Source organism: Paenibacillus sp. FSL H8-0280 (assembly GCF_045040665.1).
GTDB classification, from domain to species: domain Bacteria; phylum Bacillota; class Bacilli; order Paenibacillales; family Paenibacillaceae; genus Paenibacillus; species Paenibacillus xylanexedens_A.
In genome coordinates this window covers 4,208,002-4,223,211 of the sequence record NZ_CP150296.1, presented here as the reverse complement: position 1 = coordinate 4,223,211, position 15,210 = coordinate 4,208,002, and the positions used below count along the sequence as shown (strand labels likewise).

General features: G+C 41.4%; 15 protein-coding genes and 1 pseudogene. 12 read left to right on the top strand and 4 right to left on the bottom strand.

Translation table 11 applies throughout. The features are described 5' to 3' along the window. Nucleotides 1-182 precede the first annotated feature (182 nt). The gene (locus tag MHI12_RS18380) at nt 183-776 is read left to right on the top strand and encodes a TetR/AcrR family transcriptional regulator (RefSeq protein ID WP_405169982.1); all 594 of its coding nucleotides are present in this window, start codon (nt 183-185) and stop codon (nt 774-776) included. A gap of 148 nt (nt 777-924) precedes the next feature. Next, nucleotides 925-1,947: a serine hydrolase domain-containing protein gene (locus MHI12_RS18375; RefSeq protein ID WP_405169981.1), complete on the top strand. Its 1,023-nt coding sequence runs from the start codon at nt 925-927 to the stop codon at nt 1,945-1,947. Between the two features lie 91 nt (nt 1,948-2,038). Here the strand turns inward: MHI12_RS18375 and MHI12_RS18370 are convergent, their stop codons facing one another. After that, nucleotides 2,039-3,025: a serine hydrolase domain-containing protein gene (locus MHI12_RS18370; protein ID WP_405169980.1), complete on the bottom strand. Its 987-nt coding sequence runs from the start codon at nt 3,023-3,025 to the stop codon at nt 2,039-2,041. A gap of 252 nt (nt 3,026-3,277) precedes the next feature. Here MHI12_RS18370 and MHI12_RS18365 point away from each other — a divergent pair, with 252 nt between their 5' ends. From MHI12_RS18365 to MHI12_RS18335, 7 genes are all read left to right on the top strand, one after another. Continuing rightward, the gene (locus MHI12_RS18365) at nt 3,278-3,547 is read left to right on the top strand and encodes a DUF6809 family protein (protein WP_405169979.1); all 270 of its coding nucleotides are present in this window, start codon (nt 3,278-3,280) and stop codon (nt 3,545-3,547) included. Between the two features lie 283 nt (nt 3,548-3,830). After that, the gene (locus MHI12_RS18360) at nt 3,831-5,138 is read left to right on the top strand and encodes an SPFH domain-containing protein (protein ID WP_405169978.1); all 1,308 of its coding nucleotides are present in this window, start codon (nt 3,831-3,833) and stop codon (nt 5,136-5,138) included. Next, nucleotides 5,138-5,881, top strand: a complete 744-nt coding sequence (locus tag MHI12_RS18355) for a hypothetical protein (RefSeq protein WP_405169977.1) — start codon at nt 5,138-5,140, stop codon at nt 5,879-5,881. Before MHI12_RS18360 ends, MHI12_RS18355 begins: the two co-directional genes overlap by 1 nt. Nucleotides 5,882-5,899: 18 nt before the next feature. After that, nucleotides 5,900-6,280, top strand: coding sequence for a hypothetical protein (locus MHI12_RS18350; protein WP_278294514.1), 381 nt, complete (start codon nt 5,900-5,902; stop codon nt 6,278-6,280). An 86-nt stretch (nt 6,281-6,366) separates the two neighbouring features. Beyond that, nucleotides 6,367-6,738, top strand: a complete 372-nt coding sequence (locus MHI12_RS18345; RefSeq protein ID WP_341007956.1) for a hypothetical protein — start codon at nt 6,367-6,369, stop codon at nt 6,736-6,738. 87 nt (nt 6,739-6,825) lie between these two features. Beyond that, nucleotides 6,826-7,317, top strand: coding sequence for a hypothetical protein (locus MHI12_RS18340; protein WP_405169976.1), 492 nt, complete (start codon nt 6,826-6,828; stop codon nt 7,315-7,317). A gap of 289 nt (nt 7,318-7,606) precedes the next feature. Continuing rightward, nucleotides 7,607-8,953 (top strand): glucoamylase family protein, encoded by a 1,347-nt coding sequence (locus MHI12_RS18335; RefSeq protein WP_405169975.1) that lies wholly within the window; start codon nt 7,607-7,609, stop codon nt 8,951-8,953. Between the two features lie 243 nt (nt 8,954-9,196). On the opposite strand, the gene MHI12_RS18330 is transcribed toward MHI12_RS18335, so the two are convergent. The 3 genes from MHI12_RS18330 to MHI12_RS18320 form a co-directional block, all read right to left on the bottom strand. Continuing rightward, on the bottom strand, nt 9,197-9,943 hold the full coding sequence (locus MHI12_RS18330; RefSeq protein WP_341007953.1) for a MerR family transcriptional regulator: 747 nt from the start codon (nt 9,941-9,943) through the stop codon (nt 9,197-9,199). A 23-nt stretch (nt 9,944-9,966) separates the two neighbouring features. After that, entirely contained in the window at nt 9,967-10,575 is a 609-nt protein-coding gene (locus MHI12_RS18325; protein ID WP_341007952.1) for a type II CAAX endopeptidase family protein, read from the bottom strand. A gap of 271 nt (nt 10,576-10,846) precedes the next feature. Beyond that, on the bottom strand, nt 10,847-12,385 hold the full coding sequence (locus MHI12_RS18320; protein WP_405169974.1) for a hypothetical protein: 1,539 nt from the start codon (nt 12,383-12,385) through the stop codon (nt 10,847-10,849). Nucleotides 12,386-12,546: 161 nt separating this feature from the next. Between MHI12_RS18320 and MHI12_RS18315 the strand changes: the two genes are divergently transcribed. The 3 genes and pseudogenes from MHI12_RS18315 (at nt 12,547) to MHI12_RS18305 (ending at nt 15,180) form a co-directional block, all read left to right on the top strand. Then, nucleotides 12,547-13,353, top strand: coding sequence for a helix-turn-helix transcriptional regulator (locus MHI12_RS18315; protein ID WP_341007950.1), 807 nt, complete (start codon nt 12,547-12,549; stop codon nt 13,351-13,353). A gap of 135 nt (nt 13,354-13,488) precedes the next feature. Next, nucleotides 13,489-14,445 (top strand): annotated as a pseudogene (locus MHI12_RS18310) (aldo/keto reductase). 138 nt (nt 14,446-14,583) lie between these two features. Next, on the top strand, nt 14,584-15,180 hold the full coding sequence (locus MHI12_RS18305; RefSeq protein ID WP_341007948.1) for a cupin domain-containing protein: 597 nt from the start codon (nt 14,584-14,586) through the stop codon (nt 15,178-15,180). Nucleotides 15,181-15,210: the final 30 nt, after the last annotated feature.

Here is a 15,210-nt window from a genome sequence, read left to right as displayed (position 1 = left end):
TGCAGAACAGCCTTATTATGAAGATGGAAAATTTGAATTTCTTACGTTTTGAGGCGGGGATAGTTGTATGCATGGTCTTATGAATTCCTCTCCTACAGCTGTTTTTTTATTTAGTACAATGTATTAAAAAGTATTATGGCACAGTGTATTACTAAAAGAGAAGTTTGGTGTATAATGTTGTCATGCCAAAAATCGTAGATCATGAAGCTCAAAGGAAAATCGTTGCTGATGCAGCAATCCGGGTCATACAAGAGCACGGACTGGAGCATGCTACAGTTCGGAATATAGCGAAGGAAGCTGGACTATCTGTAGGCTCCATGCGTCATTATTTTGCCACACAGGCCGAATTGTTCACCTTTTGTATGAATCTTTTTGCAGAGCGGGTACAGAAAAGGGTGGAGGCGTTACAGATGAGTGGATCTGTACTGCAGGATATGAAGAATCTGCTCTTGCAATTTCTCCCGTTGGACGAAGATAGAATGATGGAAATGGAGGTCTGGTTTTCGTTTACAGCCAAATTATTGGTGTACCCCGAATTAAAAAAGTTAAGTGATCAGATGCATCAGGGGATGTATCGATCGGTTCAATGGGTAATACAGGAGTTGCAGAAGCAGGGGATGACACATCCTGAACTGGATGCCGAGATGGAGATAGAGAAGTTATATGCTCTTGTGGATGGACTCGCCATTCATATGTTAATGCAGCCAGATAGACTTACGGTAAAACGAGTGGAACAAGTGATCGAACAGCATTTGAGTATGCTTTGTCAAACTTAATCTTACGTTGTCTGAAGAAGGGTTATTTCCTTTTATAAGGGGGTAATCCTTCTTTTTATGAAAATTTGGCAGGTATGCAGGATATGACGAAGAATTAAGAATGAGAATGTAATGTGATGAATACATAGACAAGTAGGTGAACAACAAAATGTTAAATGCAGTAGAGCTGACAACAAAAGTAGAAGAAGTCATGGAACGCGTGAATTTTTCGGGTGTAGTATTGCTCCAGCAAGCCGGGAAAACCCTTTTGAATATGAAACGTGGTTATGCGAATCGTAGTGAAGAGCTGGCCAATCAGGTGGATACACGCTTTGGCATTGCATCAGGATGTAAGATCTTCACGGCAGTGAGTATATGCCAACTAATTGAAGCCGGTAAGTTATCTGCTGATTCCAAGCTGAATGATGTGTTGGATGTGAAGTTTCCACTGTGGGACGAAGGGATCACCATCCAGCAGTTGTTAACCCACACAGCAGGCATTCCAGATTATTTCGATGAAGAAGTGATGGATGACTTTTCAGAATTGTGGAAAGACAGACCCGTCTACGCGATGCGGCGATTAAGTGACTTTCTGCCCATGTTTCAGCATCTGCCAATGAAGTTTGCTCCGGGTGAACGTTTTCATTACAATAATGCGGGTTTCATTGTGCTGGGGCTTATCGTGGAACAACATTCAGGACTGTCGTTTACAGATTATGTGGAAGAGCATATTTTCAAAAGTTGTGGCATGAAGGACTCCGGTTATTTCGTAACAGATCAGCTTCCGCGCAACACAGCTTTAGGGTATATCGATCATGAAGACGGCTCCTGGAACACCAATATGTTCTCCATTCCTGTCAAAGGTGGATCAGATGGTGGAGCCTATGTTACAGCACCGGATATGATTCGATTCTGGGATGCTTTGCGGGGTCACCAATTGTTGAATGAAGAGACAACACGGCAGTTATTAACTCCACACGCTCATCAAGAGGATGAAGAGCACTATGGGCAGGGGATCTGGATTGATCACAAGGGGGAAGAGATTTTCAAATTTCATGTCATGGGCTTTGATCCAGGGGTGTCGTTTATGTCTTCCGTGTATCCAGACTATGATCTACAACTGGTTGTGCTCTCGAATCAAGAGTCTGGTCCGTATCCAATCACGGTTGCCATCGAAGAGGCATTCGTATGACGAATAAACCCTCAGCCTATGGGTTGGTTATCCTACAACAGGTTGAGGGTTCATTGGTCTAACCATGGGTCGAACAAGATTAAAGTACGGCTTACATGTATAACATTTTCCATAGTTCAGGAGCGATTAAACGAGGGAAAACATCCAGCGGAGGTTTCTCTTTCTTTCGTTTGTCATTGGTTAACACCGTAACAAGTTCGAGCTCTGGGACAATATATACATACTGACCACCAAATCCTCGCGCGTAATAATAATGGAGATTGGGTTTGTCGTCTACAGCAGCAATATCTTCAGCGGCAGACTTTTCATTTGGATAGACATCCACCCACCAATGCCAAGCATAACTGCCGTGATTTGGTGGAGTGACCGTAATGAAAGGCTGCGTAGAACGGGATACGAGATCACTTGAAATGAGAGACTGCCCTTCCCACATCCCTTGTTGTAGAAAGAGCTGACCGAATTTCAGCAGATCTACGGGTAACATCTTAAGACCAAATCCGCCAGTATGTACACCTTGAGGGTCCCTTTCCCATTCATAATCCTTAATTCCCAGCGGGTCAAAAAGATAATGTTCTGCGAACTCGGCTACGTTCATACCTGCATTTTGCATCAGGATGGCGGATAGGATCTGTGATACTCCAGAGTTGTACTCCATATATGTACCGGGTACATGGCTTAGGCGTTGTTCCAACGCAAAATCCACCCAATGATCGGTGCGGGTCATGCGAGGGAATGAATTCTGCCCGCCGAACTCGTCCCAGTTGAATCCAGCTGTCATGGTAAGCAGTTGTTCCAGTGTGATCGCTGGTTTGCGAGGATCAGGATCGGATGTCAACTGTGGAAAAAAGGTGGAGATTGGGGTTGATGCCTCTGGCAACAAGCCTTTATCCATCGCTATACAGATGAGTGCGGACAGCACACTCTTGGTACATGAATTGATTTTTGCAATATCGGTCGCAGCCTCTTGGTTGCGGTAGTGTTCGTATATGATCTCACCGCGTACGCTGACGAGGCAGCTTCGCAGATCCAGCGGTGGAACGATCTGTTGTAACTTGGATGACAGTGATGGAGGATTCATAGTGTCCTTTCTGTGCGGTTGATTTGTTATAGGATTTTGTAGAAATAGGTGTCCATATCGTAGCATACTCCCGAGGTAGGGCTCAACAAGCGCTACATTATTATGTTACAGCAAGCATGTAAAATGCGATTTTCGATGAAAGCGATAAGAAACCCATGCGAATATCGCATAAATCCCCAGTATTGTCTGTCAATCTTATATAATTGTCAGGAGAAGAGTACCAGACATGTATAAGAGAAAGGGGGCTGTGATGTGGGAAATATAATAGAAGAATTATATTACGGTAACCTGAGACCAGAGGAGAATATTGTTCCTAAAGATTCGGAGTATCGATCTATTAATAAGGAGATTACAGTTTATATCGAAAAATTTCAGAAAAAGCTTTCGGAGGATGACTTTAAACAGTTGGAGGTATTGTTTGATATGATGGATCAAGTTCACTCTATACATTCAAAAGAGGCTTTTGCGAGTGGTTTCAAAATTGGGACGTTGATTATGATCGAGAGTGGATACTCAAGCTAATATTTGATTTTTCACAACTTGTAGTTATATAGTTAACCTCTTTCCTATGAACATATGGAAGAGGTTTTTACCATTATGAACATGCCAATATAGGAAAAATATCATATGAAAAATGAACTATGTTAGTGCGTATTAAGGTTAGAAATGGTAAAATATCAATGCCTAAACATGGAACAAGTAGATGAAAGATAATTAAATATAGGAAATATTGTAGAATCAGTGTTTTAGCAAAAGAACTTTTTAGTAAATTATAGTAATCTAATACTGAATTGAGGAATTGAACATGGCGATTATTGACGTAATTAAGTATGATGGCTCACCTGATGTGTTTGCATGGAAACATCCCGAGACTGAACTGGGAACATGGACCCAGTTAATTGTGAATCAATCTCAACAAGCAATTCTTTTTAAGGATGGAAGAGCACTTGATATGTTTGGACCCGGAAGGCATACGCTGAGTACTGCGAATATCCCGATCTTGAACCGACTCGTTAACCTTCCGTTCGGAGGAAAGTCACCTTTTGCAGCAGAAGTCTGGTATGTCAATCAAGTAAGTGCATTGGATGTTAAATGGGGAACGGCGAATCCAATTCAGATCCAGGATCCCAAGTATAATATTATTGTTCCCGTAAGAACATTTGGACAAATGGGAATTAAAATTTCGGATTCACGAAAATTTTTGGTCAAACTTGTGGGAACACTGCCTGAGTTTAACCAAGTTAATATGATTAATTACTTCCGTGGGTTGATTATCATGAATATTAACTCCATGTTGTCATCATATCTAATACATAGAAAAGTAAGTGTTTTGGAGATCAATGCATATATCGCCGAGATATCACGACATTTTGCAGATACGGTAGCTTCTACTTTTGAAGAATTTGGTATTGAGTTAATTAACCTGTATATTCACAATGTCAATCTGCCCGAAGAAGACCCTTCCGTCATTCGATTAAGAGAAGCGTTGGCACGCAAAGCTGAGATGGATATCATTGGCTACACATATCAGCAAGAACGTTCGTTTGATACGCTTGAAGGTGCAGCGAAGAATGAAGGAAGCATGCAGTCAGACATCATGGGCGCAGGGCTTGGTATGGGCATGGGGGTTGGTCTGGGGGGTTCTTTCAGTAGCGAGATGTCCCAGATGTCTAAAGTGATGTCTACTAAGGAAACGCCTGCAGTAAGTATATGTAAGCAGTGTCATCATCCGAACCAGGAGAACAGCTCTTTTTGCAGCAAATGTGGCAATCCATTAGCCGAAAAATCGGTAGCAACAACAGATTGCAACAATTGTGGACATGCCTTGCCAAAGGGAACCAAATTCTGTCCTAACTGTGGTGACAAATACCATGCATGTCCTTCATGTGGGGCGGATAATGCGGAGAACGCATTGGAATGTATCCAATGTCATCAACCGATGCCTAGCCCATGCCCAAATTGTAACCATATGAATTCCGGTCATACAAAATTCTGTGGCAACTGTGGCACAAGTTTGAGCTTGAAATGTAGTCGGTGCCAACATGAAGTAAAACTAGGCCAGAAGTTCTGTCTCGATTGCGGAAACAATCTGCAAGAAGGAGGACAGGCATAGTGATGGTAAAACGGAGCAATCTCTTGATTTTGGATGTCGTCTATTTAATATGCATGTTAGTATCGTCGATCGTTTCTTTTACGCTGTTTAATCATGCGCTACTATCGTTTTCTTTTTGGATGAATCTCGTTGCTTCTTATGTAGCGATTACGGCTATTTGGATCTACGCACGGTTCATCATGCAAAATATGGATCGGTTTAAACGGTTTGTTCCAGGTTACACAGCGTTAGGAGTAGTATTGGTTATTTATCTGATTTGTGTGATGATCTACACGTTATTAACAGGTTCAGCAGATCATGCGCTTCGTTGGTTCGTATTGTTACACACGGTAACGATTGCGATCGCAATTATTTTGTGCGGAATCATTATGATCTATATTCAGAGTGCGCGCCGTCATGAAACAGATGAACATACAAAAATCGCAAACTTACAATTAATCGAAAAAGCTTTACAACAATTGCTTCATACCATGGTGCAACATCCCGTCCTAACTGTGGAAGAGGAGCGCAAAAGCGTTGAATCATTAATTGAACTTGTAAAGTATAGTGACCCGATCACACCGGATTCCCTTGAGAAAAATGACCGCCAGATCTTGATGGACATTGAATTGATGAACAGTGAACTTGCAAATCAGTACGAAGCAGGGGAATTGGTAAATAGTGAACGTTTTGCTTCGCAACTATCCCAGTTAAAGTTCCGTTTGAAAGAGCGCAATCAACAGATCTTGATAAGTAAATCATAAATTGCAGGAGGATAAACTTTGAAAAAGAAAATTGGGATTATATTTATTATAATTTCATGTATAACAATTATGTTCTCTTTATTTGAACTATCTGAGGGAACTGATGTGGCAATTATTAATGCATTTGTACTTTTTGTTAGTGGAATTGTTTTGCTTGTAATAGGAATTAAAATGTGTGGTCGACCTAAATTTCAACCTAAAGCCGATCAACATTATGATGACGATTCTAGTAGTAATGTGCAATATGACCGAGGTAACTATCACGAGGAGTATGAAGAAGTCGAGGAATCTCAAGAACCTTTATCCTTAATATGTTCAGGGTGTGGAGCTAGAGTAAAGGTATATCCTACTTCGTCTGCGGATTGTGAATATTGCGGAACAACGATGAGAATCTCGTAAATGTGTAGCTGACTAAATGATTTCTTTTACGGATGCTTGTAATATACACTACTAGGTAGAGTATGATGTTTTAAGGAGGAAACGCGGTGAAGAAATTTTTTGGCATTTTATTCATTATCCTTTCGTCCGTGACGATCCTGTTATCTTTAATATTAATATCCGAAGGAACAGAAACGGCCATTATCAGTACAATTATTCTTTTTATCCCTGGTGTTATCGTACTTGTTACAGGCATTAAAATGTGTGGTCGACCTAAATCTCATTCTAAGACTAATCCATATCAGCATTACGATTCTAATGATAAGCAAGATCAGGAAGATCAGCATCGTGTGAAATATGACGAGGCACCTCACGAATCTGTAGCCGTGAATTGTTCAGGATGTGGAGCCAAGGTAAGGGTATATCCTACTTCGTCTGCGGATTGTGAATATTGCGGAACAACGATGAGGATCTCGTAAACCGTGTAGCTGACTAAATGACTTCTTTTACGGATAGTTGTAATATACACTGCTAGGTAGAGTGTGATGTTTTAAGGAGGAAATGTGTTGTTAAGGAAGTTTTTCGGACTGTTTTTTATGTTTTATGCGATAGCTATACCCATACGAATACTTATGGAAGATAATATCGTAGATCAATTGAATATAGTTCTTGTCGTTGAAATTTTAATCGTTGAATTTTTATTTGTGTTTTTTGGCATTAAATTGCTTAGGAAAAAACGTGTTAAGAAAAAGCATGTCCCTGAACGAAAGTTTTATGGGGGAGATTATGGCGGTCATCTTGATCGCGAGAATGCGAATCCGCATACTTATTCAAGCTACAATAGCAACACCGTGAGTTACAGTAGTCATAATACCATTAACTATACAGAGATTAATTTTTCAGATAAGCAAGACGCTGAAGAGAAGGTCGAAGAAAAAGTAGAAGAGCCACAAAGGCCTATTTCAGTAAGTTGCCCGGGGTGTGGGGCGAAGGTAAAAGTGCTTCCCAAGCAATCAACGGACTGCGAGTATTGTGGAACAATAGTTGTAGCAACATAGGACGGTTCAGAATGGGTACGAGAAAGGATTAGGCCTGATTCCTATGGAGTCAGGCTTTTTTCTTTTCAATTTAGAATATAACAGACCTTCATACGGACTAATACGTCATATTATCCTGCGTGTGCTACTCTCATGTTGCCTCAATAATGAAACGTTTCGAGTTAATATCTATCGTTGATCCATAATATATATAGAATTTGTAAGCGTTTCATTTTCTTGTTTACGGAAATGGGAAATTTATGATAACATATACACGAAACGTTTCGAATCCATTTGAAGGGAGAAAATCATGAAAAAAGTAAAACAACTCAGCTTCATTTTAACTTTTTGTCTGTTAGCTAATCTAGCTTTAATTCCTATGGCTTCAGCAGGTGGCTCAAACAATGGATTTCGAGCAGAATTGAAAGCGATTGCATATAAGACTTATACGTTTTTTGAGGACTATACGGATCAGAACACTGGCTTGACTTACGATGAAGTACGGCACACTGAAAACGGAACAGAAGAAGCTAAACGTACTTCGCCCACAAACATCGCAATGTATATGATGAGTACTGTTTCAGCGCAACAATTGGGCATTATTTCAAAGAAAGAAGCTGTACATCGCCTGCAAACGACTATACATTCCCTCGAGAAGTTAGAAAAGTGGAACGGTCTATTTTATAACTGGTATAACACAGATGACGGTTCAGTGAAGAAAGATTGGGGACAATTTATTTCCCAAGTCGATAATGGCTGGTTATCCGCTGGTTTAATTGTTGTTGGGCAAGCCTATGAAGAACTTCAAGGGGAAACAAGCAAGCTGGTTAAAAATATGAATTATACTCCGCTATATGATCCTGAAGTCGGCCAATTCCGCGGAGGTTATGATGTGGCTAAAGGCGCGTTGACGGACCACCATTATGGAATGTTTTATACGGAACCACGTGTAGGCAGCTATATTGCCATTGGGAAAGGTGATGTTCCCCAAGATCATTGGTGGAAGATGTATCGCACATTACCTCAAGAATGGGATTGGCAAGCTCAGATTCCTCAAGGCAAATCCGTTAAGTACGATGGAGTGGATGTGTTTGAAGGAAGTTATGTATACAAGGACAAAAAGTTCGTACCAAGCTGGGGAGGAAGTATGTTTGAAGCTCTTATGCCCGGGATGGTTATAAAGGAACAAGAACTGGGTACTCAAGCTTTGGGCTTGAACAACCAGCGTCATGTTGAATTGCAAATCGAATATGCCAAAGAAAAAGGGTATGCCGCATGGGGCTTTTCACCTTCTGCAACTCCGACAGGTTACAGTGAGTTTGCAGCAACGCCGTTAGGGACCTCAGGTTACAAAGATGGAGCAACGGTAACAGCACACGCAACATTCCTTGCCCTGGATTATGCCCCTGAAGCTGTTCGAAAGAACATTAAAGCTTTAAAGAACTTCAAAATGTTTGGCAAGTATGGGTTCTATGACTCAGTCAATGTTGAAACGGGAGAACTCGCAAAAGCTTATCTGGCACTGGATCAAGGGATGATTATGGTATCGATCGCCAACTATCTTCAAGATGGCGTTATACGCGATTATTTTCACAGTGATGTGATAGGGCAGACGCCAGAAGAATTATTGAAAAAAGAAGTGTTTTCTATTCAATGAAGGGGAGAAAAAATTGCCATATCGATTGTTTTACCGGAACGAAGCAGCGTGTTTTCTGCTTCGTTCCATTTGCGTTTAACGAACCGCCTCTTAGGTACAGCTCAAGAGATCAAACCTCGTATCCGTAGCGAGAACCACCAAGAGCCTCCCGGTAAACTTGAGATGTTTAGGCTAGGTGAAAGGAGTGGTTTTTCTCATGAATGGTGTCCGTGACCTCCAGATTTTTAATGGTAGTTATCGATCCTATATGGAAGATTGCTTCTTCGTATTTAATACCTCAAATGCTTCTGTCAAAAAATCTATGGTATGCTTAGGTATCAACGATTCATAGGGTTTTACGTTTTTATAAAGTTCTTCGTTCTTTTCTTCGTCATGGAGAATCAGGTGATTTAATTGGGTATTTGCAATGATAACCTTCAACTGTTGCTGTATGGAAGGATGATCTGGTTTAAGATCGTGTATGGTAGCTCGATGGACAAGCAATACCAAATTGAATAATTGTTCATCCAAGTAAGTTTGCTTAGAGATATCCTCTGGGAACACCTTCTCAATAATATCCGTAGAAACATACTTTTGAAGCAGCTTTTTTTGGTCCTCCTCAACACGCATCGAGTTCATAAGTAGCATGAGCAATTCTGAGTTTAATTCATTGAATTGATCTTTTTCCTTTAACCATTTTATTCGTTTAATTAATGCTAAAGAACAATCAATAGCTTTTCTCCTATGTTTAAGCGATTGTTCTTGAACTCTAACTATTTCATCAAAAGAATATTGCGGATTATCCAAGCTGGCTTTAATCTCGTTTAATGAAAGTCCTAGACTCTGCAATAATTGAATTTCATGCAGCCTTTTAAAATCTTCATTTATATATACATGATGATCATTTTCGTTCTTTTGTGAGGGAACCAATATGCCAAGTTGTCGATAATGTCTTAACGTACGAACTGTTGTGCCCGCCAGCTTAGCAAACTTACTCACGGTTAATTGCATCTAACGTCCCTCTTTTCAAATAATCAGTTCTTGTACTTTCTTTCCAGAAAAATTCCAATAGAAATATTATAAATCACATGAGCAAGGATTGGTGGAATTAACGACCCCGTAAAATAAAAGAGTAGTGCAAAAATCAAACCATTCACAAACACAACGATAAGGATACCCGTAGCTCCTTTATATTGAGGAACATGTATTATCCAGAATAGAAAAGTGCTTATTAGAATGACGAGCCAATCCACGACGAAAGAATATCCAATAAATAATCCGATCAGGACACCTCTAAAAAAGAATTCTTCAAACATACCACCTATCGCGGTTAAAGCTATACCACTTGGTCTGATCATTATTTTTTTAATCATATCTGACCCCTCGGTCGTAGGGAGTTCTGTTCTTGTTCTGATGAATGTAATTAGAGCTATTGTAGTAATAAAAAAACTAAAAATAAGACCAATGATGATTGTGGGTAACATACTAATCTCGTTTGGCATGAATAAGGAAGCTATGAATGGTAACATTCCTCCCCACTTAAATAACCCAATAAAAATCAATCCAATAAATAGAAAAGCTGATTGCGTTAGTAATGCGATCAACAGTATTTTATACTGTTCCTTTGCATGGGGCTCAGACATAATGAAAACTCTTTCTATCATATTTTTTTCATTATAGATTGTGACGCAGCGTCCCCCGCAACAGCTTTTTTTTATCAGAATATTGATCAGCAGTTACTTAGACATATCGTGCAACAGACTAGACTGCATTTAAAATTTCCACTTCCTAGCACTGCTTTATACTCGTTGATATCTTATTAAATTTGAATTAAGGGGAAAATAGAGTGTAAGAAATTCTATTCATGCAAAAAAGGGTCCTGTCATTTTCATAACAGGACCCTTTTTGAGTAACCTAGAAATCCCTCAAACGATCAAATATCTCATATAAATCCTCGTGATTGACCTTAATCAAATCATCTTGACGCAGTTCCAAATTCTCCTGTAACTGATTCAGTAACTCCGTTAGCACAACATAAATCTCTTCCCGCTCAACAGTTTCAATAAAACCGGTCTTGGCATCCATCTTGTTGAAGGTCTGTGTGTAGTTCTCAACCATGGAGACGAGCTGTTTGTGCATAGCTTCCTGATTGTTAAAATCTTGACTTAATTGGCGGATTTCCTTCAAGCACTGCTTGTACAATTGAGCTGCTTTTTTGGCATGTGCTGCCTTGATGTGGTCCCGCCCATCCCAATCCCGAAACGGATTGTTCAGGTTCTCCGCAAGCCATTCCGGTTTGCGTGCTTTGGTGATTTCTATATCAAGTCCGGCAGCGGCGAATTTCTTATATCTTGTTTTGATCGATTTGGCTGCATCGACAGGCAGGCTGGTTAGCCACAGCCTAGCCAATTTTGGAAGTTGCTCTGGATCAGGGAATTGTTCACCTTTGAAGCCGAACAGGTCATATGTAGTGAAGGTTTGCAAATTTGCCAAATGCTGAATCGACTCTATATGGGATACATTGCCGGGTTTACCCCACAGTCGCAACTCTGAAAGCTCAGGATAATACTGCACAAGTGGCTCCAGATTGAGCTCCGTGATATCTCTGATATACAGACCTTCAAGTCGTGAGATACCCGTAACCTGTGGCAGGCCCGATGGAACATTGAGAGTGATGTATTTACCGTCTTCATAAGCCACGATACGTAGATCAGGAGACAACTCTCCTGTGAAATTCAGACTTTTCATCTTTGTGTTTAAAACTAACTCCTTCAACCCGCTGACATCCACGATAAGTTTGGTCAGGCGACTCTTGCTGATATCGAGCATCGTTTGACCATGATGTAAGATATGAAGTTCATTAATGAACGGGTTGTCCTCTATAAATGGAAAGATTGATTCCGTATAACCATCCATTTCAATATGTGTCAGACAAGGTAGCTTTGCGAGTTCGACTACATCTTCAGAAGATTTAGGGCTGAAATTGCGGAGTGTACTCGTACTGCGCCGCACTACACGATTGCCAACCATGACTTCTTCGTCATCATCCGCAGCTTGTTTGAACTGCGCTCTTCGGATCGCATCGATACCTTCCCATTCACGCTGGAGATAGAGACTTTCTCCGATCGGCCAGCCTCCGCCATACGTATTCGTTTCCTCGGTGTAGAGCGGAGGGATATTGCCTGCAAGCACATACTGTGAAGGAACATTAGCACTCACGAAACTATGGGCAAGTCGATCATTCCAGAAATAAAAATTACAGATCAGTGGTTTCATCTGATGAAGCTGCATTTCATTAGGCAGTTGATCACCAGTCCAATCCAACTGAAGGACGGAGGCAAGCGTGTCAGAAGTTTTACCCTCTGTTTCTTTCAGTCCAGTTACCTGGCAGGCTGTATATTGTTGTAATTTTTCGACGTACACGCAGTACACATCTCCAACATTGGGAATCATGTTATGCTCCTTTCGCTCTGTATCAATCGATGCTAAGCTACTTGTAAACCAAGTATTCTGTAGAACTAATAATAGATGGATTATATCAGAGTCATTCAGAGACTACCATTTTGGATAGAGTCGAATAGGCTTGAATACTTTTATAAAAAGGAACGATGTCTATGGATACAAGTATGAGCCGTAACAAAAAACTGGGTGAGTTTTTGAAATCGCGGAGAAGCCGCATTCAACCGGAACAAGTTGGATTGTCAGGATCTTATGGACAGCGAAGAACACCTGGTCTACGGCGGGAAGAAGTAGCGGTATTGGCTGGTGTCAGTGCAACGTATTACACGTGGCTCGAACAGGGGAGGGAGTTGGCGGCTTCACGAGAAGTGATGCAGAGTATAGCGAATGCGCTCCGTTTAACACTGGAAGAGAAGAGTCATCTGTTTGACTTATGGGACCCTAATACGGAACATGAATTCCTTGCTTCGTATTCACAACTGGAGCCAGGTTGGCAGAGTATTATTGGGCAGTTGACGCATCCTTCCTTTATTACCAATGAACGTTCTGAGGTTCTTGCCTGGAATGAAGCAGCTGATACGAACATCTTTAACTTCTCGTCGATGAATATGAATGAGCGTCTAATGATGCGGATTCTATTCTTGGATGCAACGCTCAGGGAGCGTATGCACAATTGGGAGGAATTCGCGCGGCACTCGGTAGCCGTATTCCGTACGTATTATGACAAGTATCCGAGTGACCCCGAATTCAGCAGAATCGTGAAACAATTGAGTGAAGAAAGTATAGACTTCCGAACGATCTGGAATCTGCACCAAGTTGAATTCAAACAAGTCAATCGTGTCCTGCTTGAAACGACGGATCGGGCAGATGGTGTTGTGCATGCATACGATATCTTTTCCATGAATAATCTGAACAGCCAATCAGGCATTCATTGTTGTATTTACGTTCCTGTTGCCATATAGAAAGTTAATCAAACTGGTAATTTCTTTACTAGCATAAACAGAGTGTGGTTGGGGTCTCGGAAGTGAAATAGAATGAACTCAAGTTCATACGTATCTAATTAACGTTTCTATTTCAAGATGAAAAGAGGGAGCCACATGCTCAAAACAAGAACACTGGGAAATGATAAATTACGAATATCTGCGCTTGGCTTGGGTGTGATGATGATGCCGGATAATGACGAATCGGTACATACCATTCAGGGTGCCCTGGATGCAGGAGTTACCATGTTTGATACGGCGGATCTGTACGGAGAGTATGAAAAACAGCGATTTGGAGGGAATGAAAAGCTGCTTGGACGCGCGCTTAAGGGTCGAAGATCCAAGGCAATCGTTGCCACCAAATTTGGTATAACACACACGCAGGGCCCCAAGGGAGATCCAGCCTACATCAAAAAATCAGTAGATGCGAGTCTCTACAACCTGGGAATGGATTATATCGATCTGTATTATCAACATCGTCCTGATCCGAATACACCCATTGAAGAGACCGTAGGCACACTTGCCGATCTGGTTCAACAGGGGAAGATTTGATATATTGGTTTGTCCGAAGCGCCAGTAGAGATCATTCGACGTGCACATGCTGTTCATCCGATTACAGCGTTGCAGACCGAATATTCATTATGGAGTCGAGAGCTTGAGGATGAGATTATGCCTGTCCTGCATGAATTGAACATTGGATTGGTTCCATACAGCCCTTTGGGGCGGGGCTTCCTGACTGGTCAGATCCGATCTATAGACGATCTGCCGGAAGATGATTATCGTCGTCACTATCCGCGTTTCCAAGGTGAGAACTTTCAGAAAAATCTGGAGGTTGTTGGATTGATCCAAGAGATGGCTAAGCAAAAAGGGTGTACGGTCTCTCAACTTGCTCTGGCTTGGTTGCTTGGAAAGGGAGAACATATCGTTCCGATCCCGGGGACTCGCAATCTGGAAAGAGTTCACGAGAACTTGGGAGCGCTACAGGTTTCGCTTACGGATGATGAGATGAACCAGATCGATCGCATATCACCCCAGGGCATTGCAGCCGGAGGCAGATTCCCTGGTCAAGTCTAGTTTGTTTATACATGATTCTAAGAAACCTAAAGTTCAGGATTAAAAACAATATATAACATGTGTCAACGGTATTATCTTTCTATTCTCCGGCATACAGTACAACAATGAGATGTATGCCCAAGGAGGAGAAATGATCGTATGATGAATCCGATTTTACAAGCCCCGAATGTTCCGCTGGCAGCCGATTCCAATGCGGTTGTCAATTATCAGAGGGATTCACGCAACTATGTAACCCAGTTGTTTGGAGAACAGCTGCCGACCATTGCGAATGGTTTCTTCAACGTGCACTTAAGCAAAGGAATTATTGTGCAGCCGCACTGGCACACCAATGTCACGGAGATGGTTGTGGTTATCACCGGTGAAATTACAGCGTCAGTCTTCAATCCGTTTACGCGTGAACGATTGACATATCGTCTGAAACCAGGTCAGGTTGTGGTATTTCCGAAAGGCTGGTTTCACTGGTTTGTCGCTGAGACAGATGATGTATATGTCTTAACAATCTTTGATCAACCAACGCCTGATATTGTATTTGGAGCGGATTTCTTGGCAGCTACACCGCCGGAGGTGGCTCACCGCGCGTACTGTTTGGATGAAGAGGCATATGCGAGAGCTGTTGCTTCCATTAAAAATGATGCGATTCTGGGCCCTCCAATAGGGTGTGATACGCAGGTTTCTGATCAATCGACTTCACCTTCCAAGACGTCCGTGTCACCATCCAATAAGCTGAAATCTTAATTTAAGATTCCTTATTTATTATCAAAGTAC

What these genes read in the sequence shown, in the direction of transcription:
- MHI12_RS18380 (WP_405169982.1), top strand. Translation starts at nt 183, where the DNA reads ATGCCAAAAATCGTAGATCATGAAGCTCAAAGGAAAATCGTTGCTGAT.
- MHI12_RS18375 (WP_405169981.1), top strand. Translation starts at nt 925, where the DNA reads ATGTTAAATGCAGTAGAGCTGACAACAAAAGTAGAAGAAGTCATGGAA.
- MHI12_RS18370 (WP_405169980.1), bottom strand. Translation starts at nt 3,025, where the DNA reads ATGAATCCTCCATCACTGTCATCCAAGTTACAACAGATCGTTCCACCG.
- MHI12_RS18360 (WP_405169978.1), top strand. Translation starts at nt 3,831, where the DNA reads ATGGCGATTATTGACGTAATTAAGTATGATGGCTCACCTGATGTGTTT.
- MHI12_RS18335 (WP_405169975.1), top strand. Translation starts at nt 7,607, where the DNA reads ATGAAAAAAGTAAAACAACTCAGCTTCATTTTAACTTTTTGTCTGTTA.
- MHI12_RS18330 (WP_341007953.1), bottom strand. Translation starts at nt 9,943, where the DNA reads ATGCAATTAACCGTGAGTAAGTTTGCTAAGCTGGCGGGCACAACAGTT.
- MHI12_RS18325 (WP_341007952.1), bottom strand. Translation starts at nt 10,575, where the DNA reads ATGTCTGAGCCCCATGCAAAGGAACAGTATAAAATACTGTTGATCGCA.
- MHI12_RS18320 (WP_405169974.1), bottom strand. Translation starts at nt 12,385, where the DNA reads ATGATTCCCAATGTTGGAGATGTGTACTGCGTGTACGTCGAAAAATTA.
- MHI12_RS18315 (WP_341007950.1), top strand. Translation starts at nt 12,547, where the DNA reads ATGGATACAAGTATGAGCCGTAACAAAAAACTGGGTGAGTTTTTGAAA.
- MHI12_RS18305 (WP_341007948.1), top strand. Translation starts at nt 14,584, where the DNA reads ATGATGAATCCGATTTTACAAGCCCCGAATGTTCCGCTGGCAGCCGAT.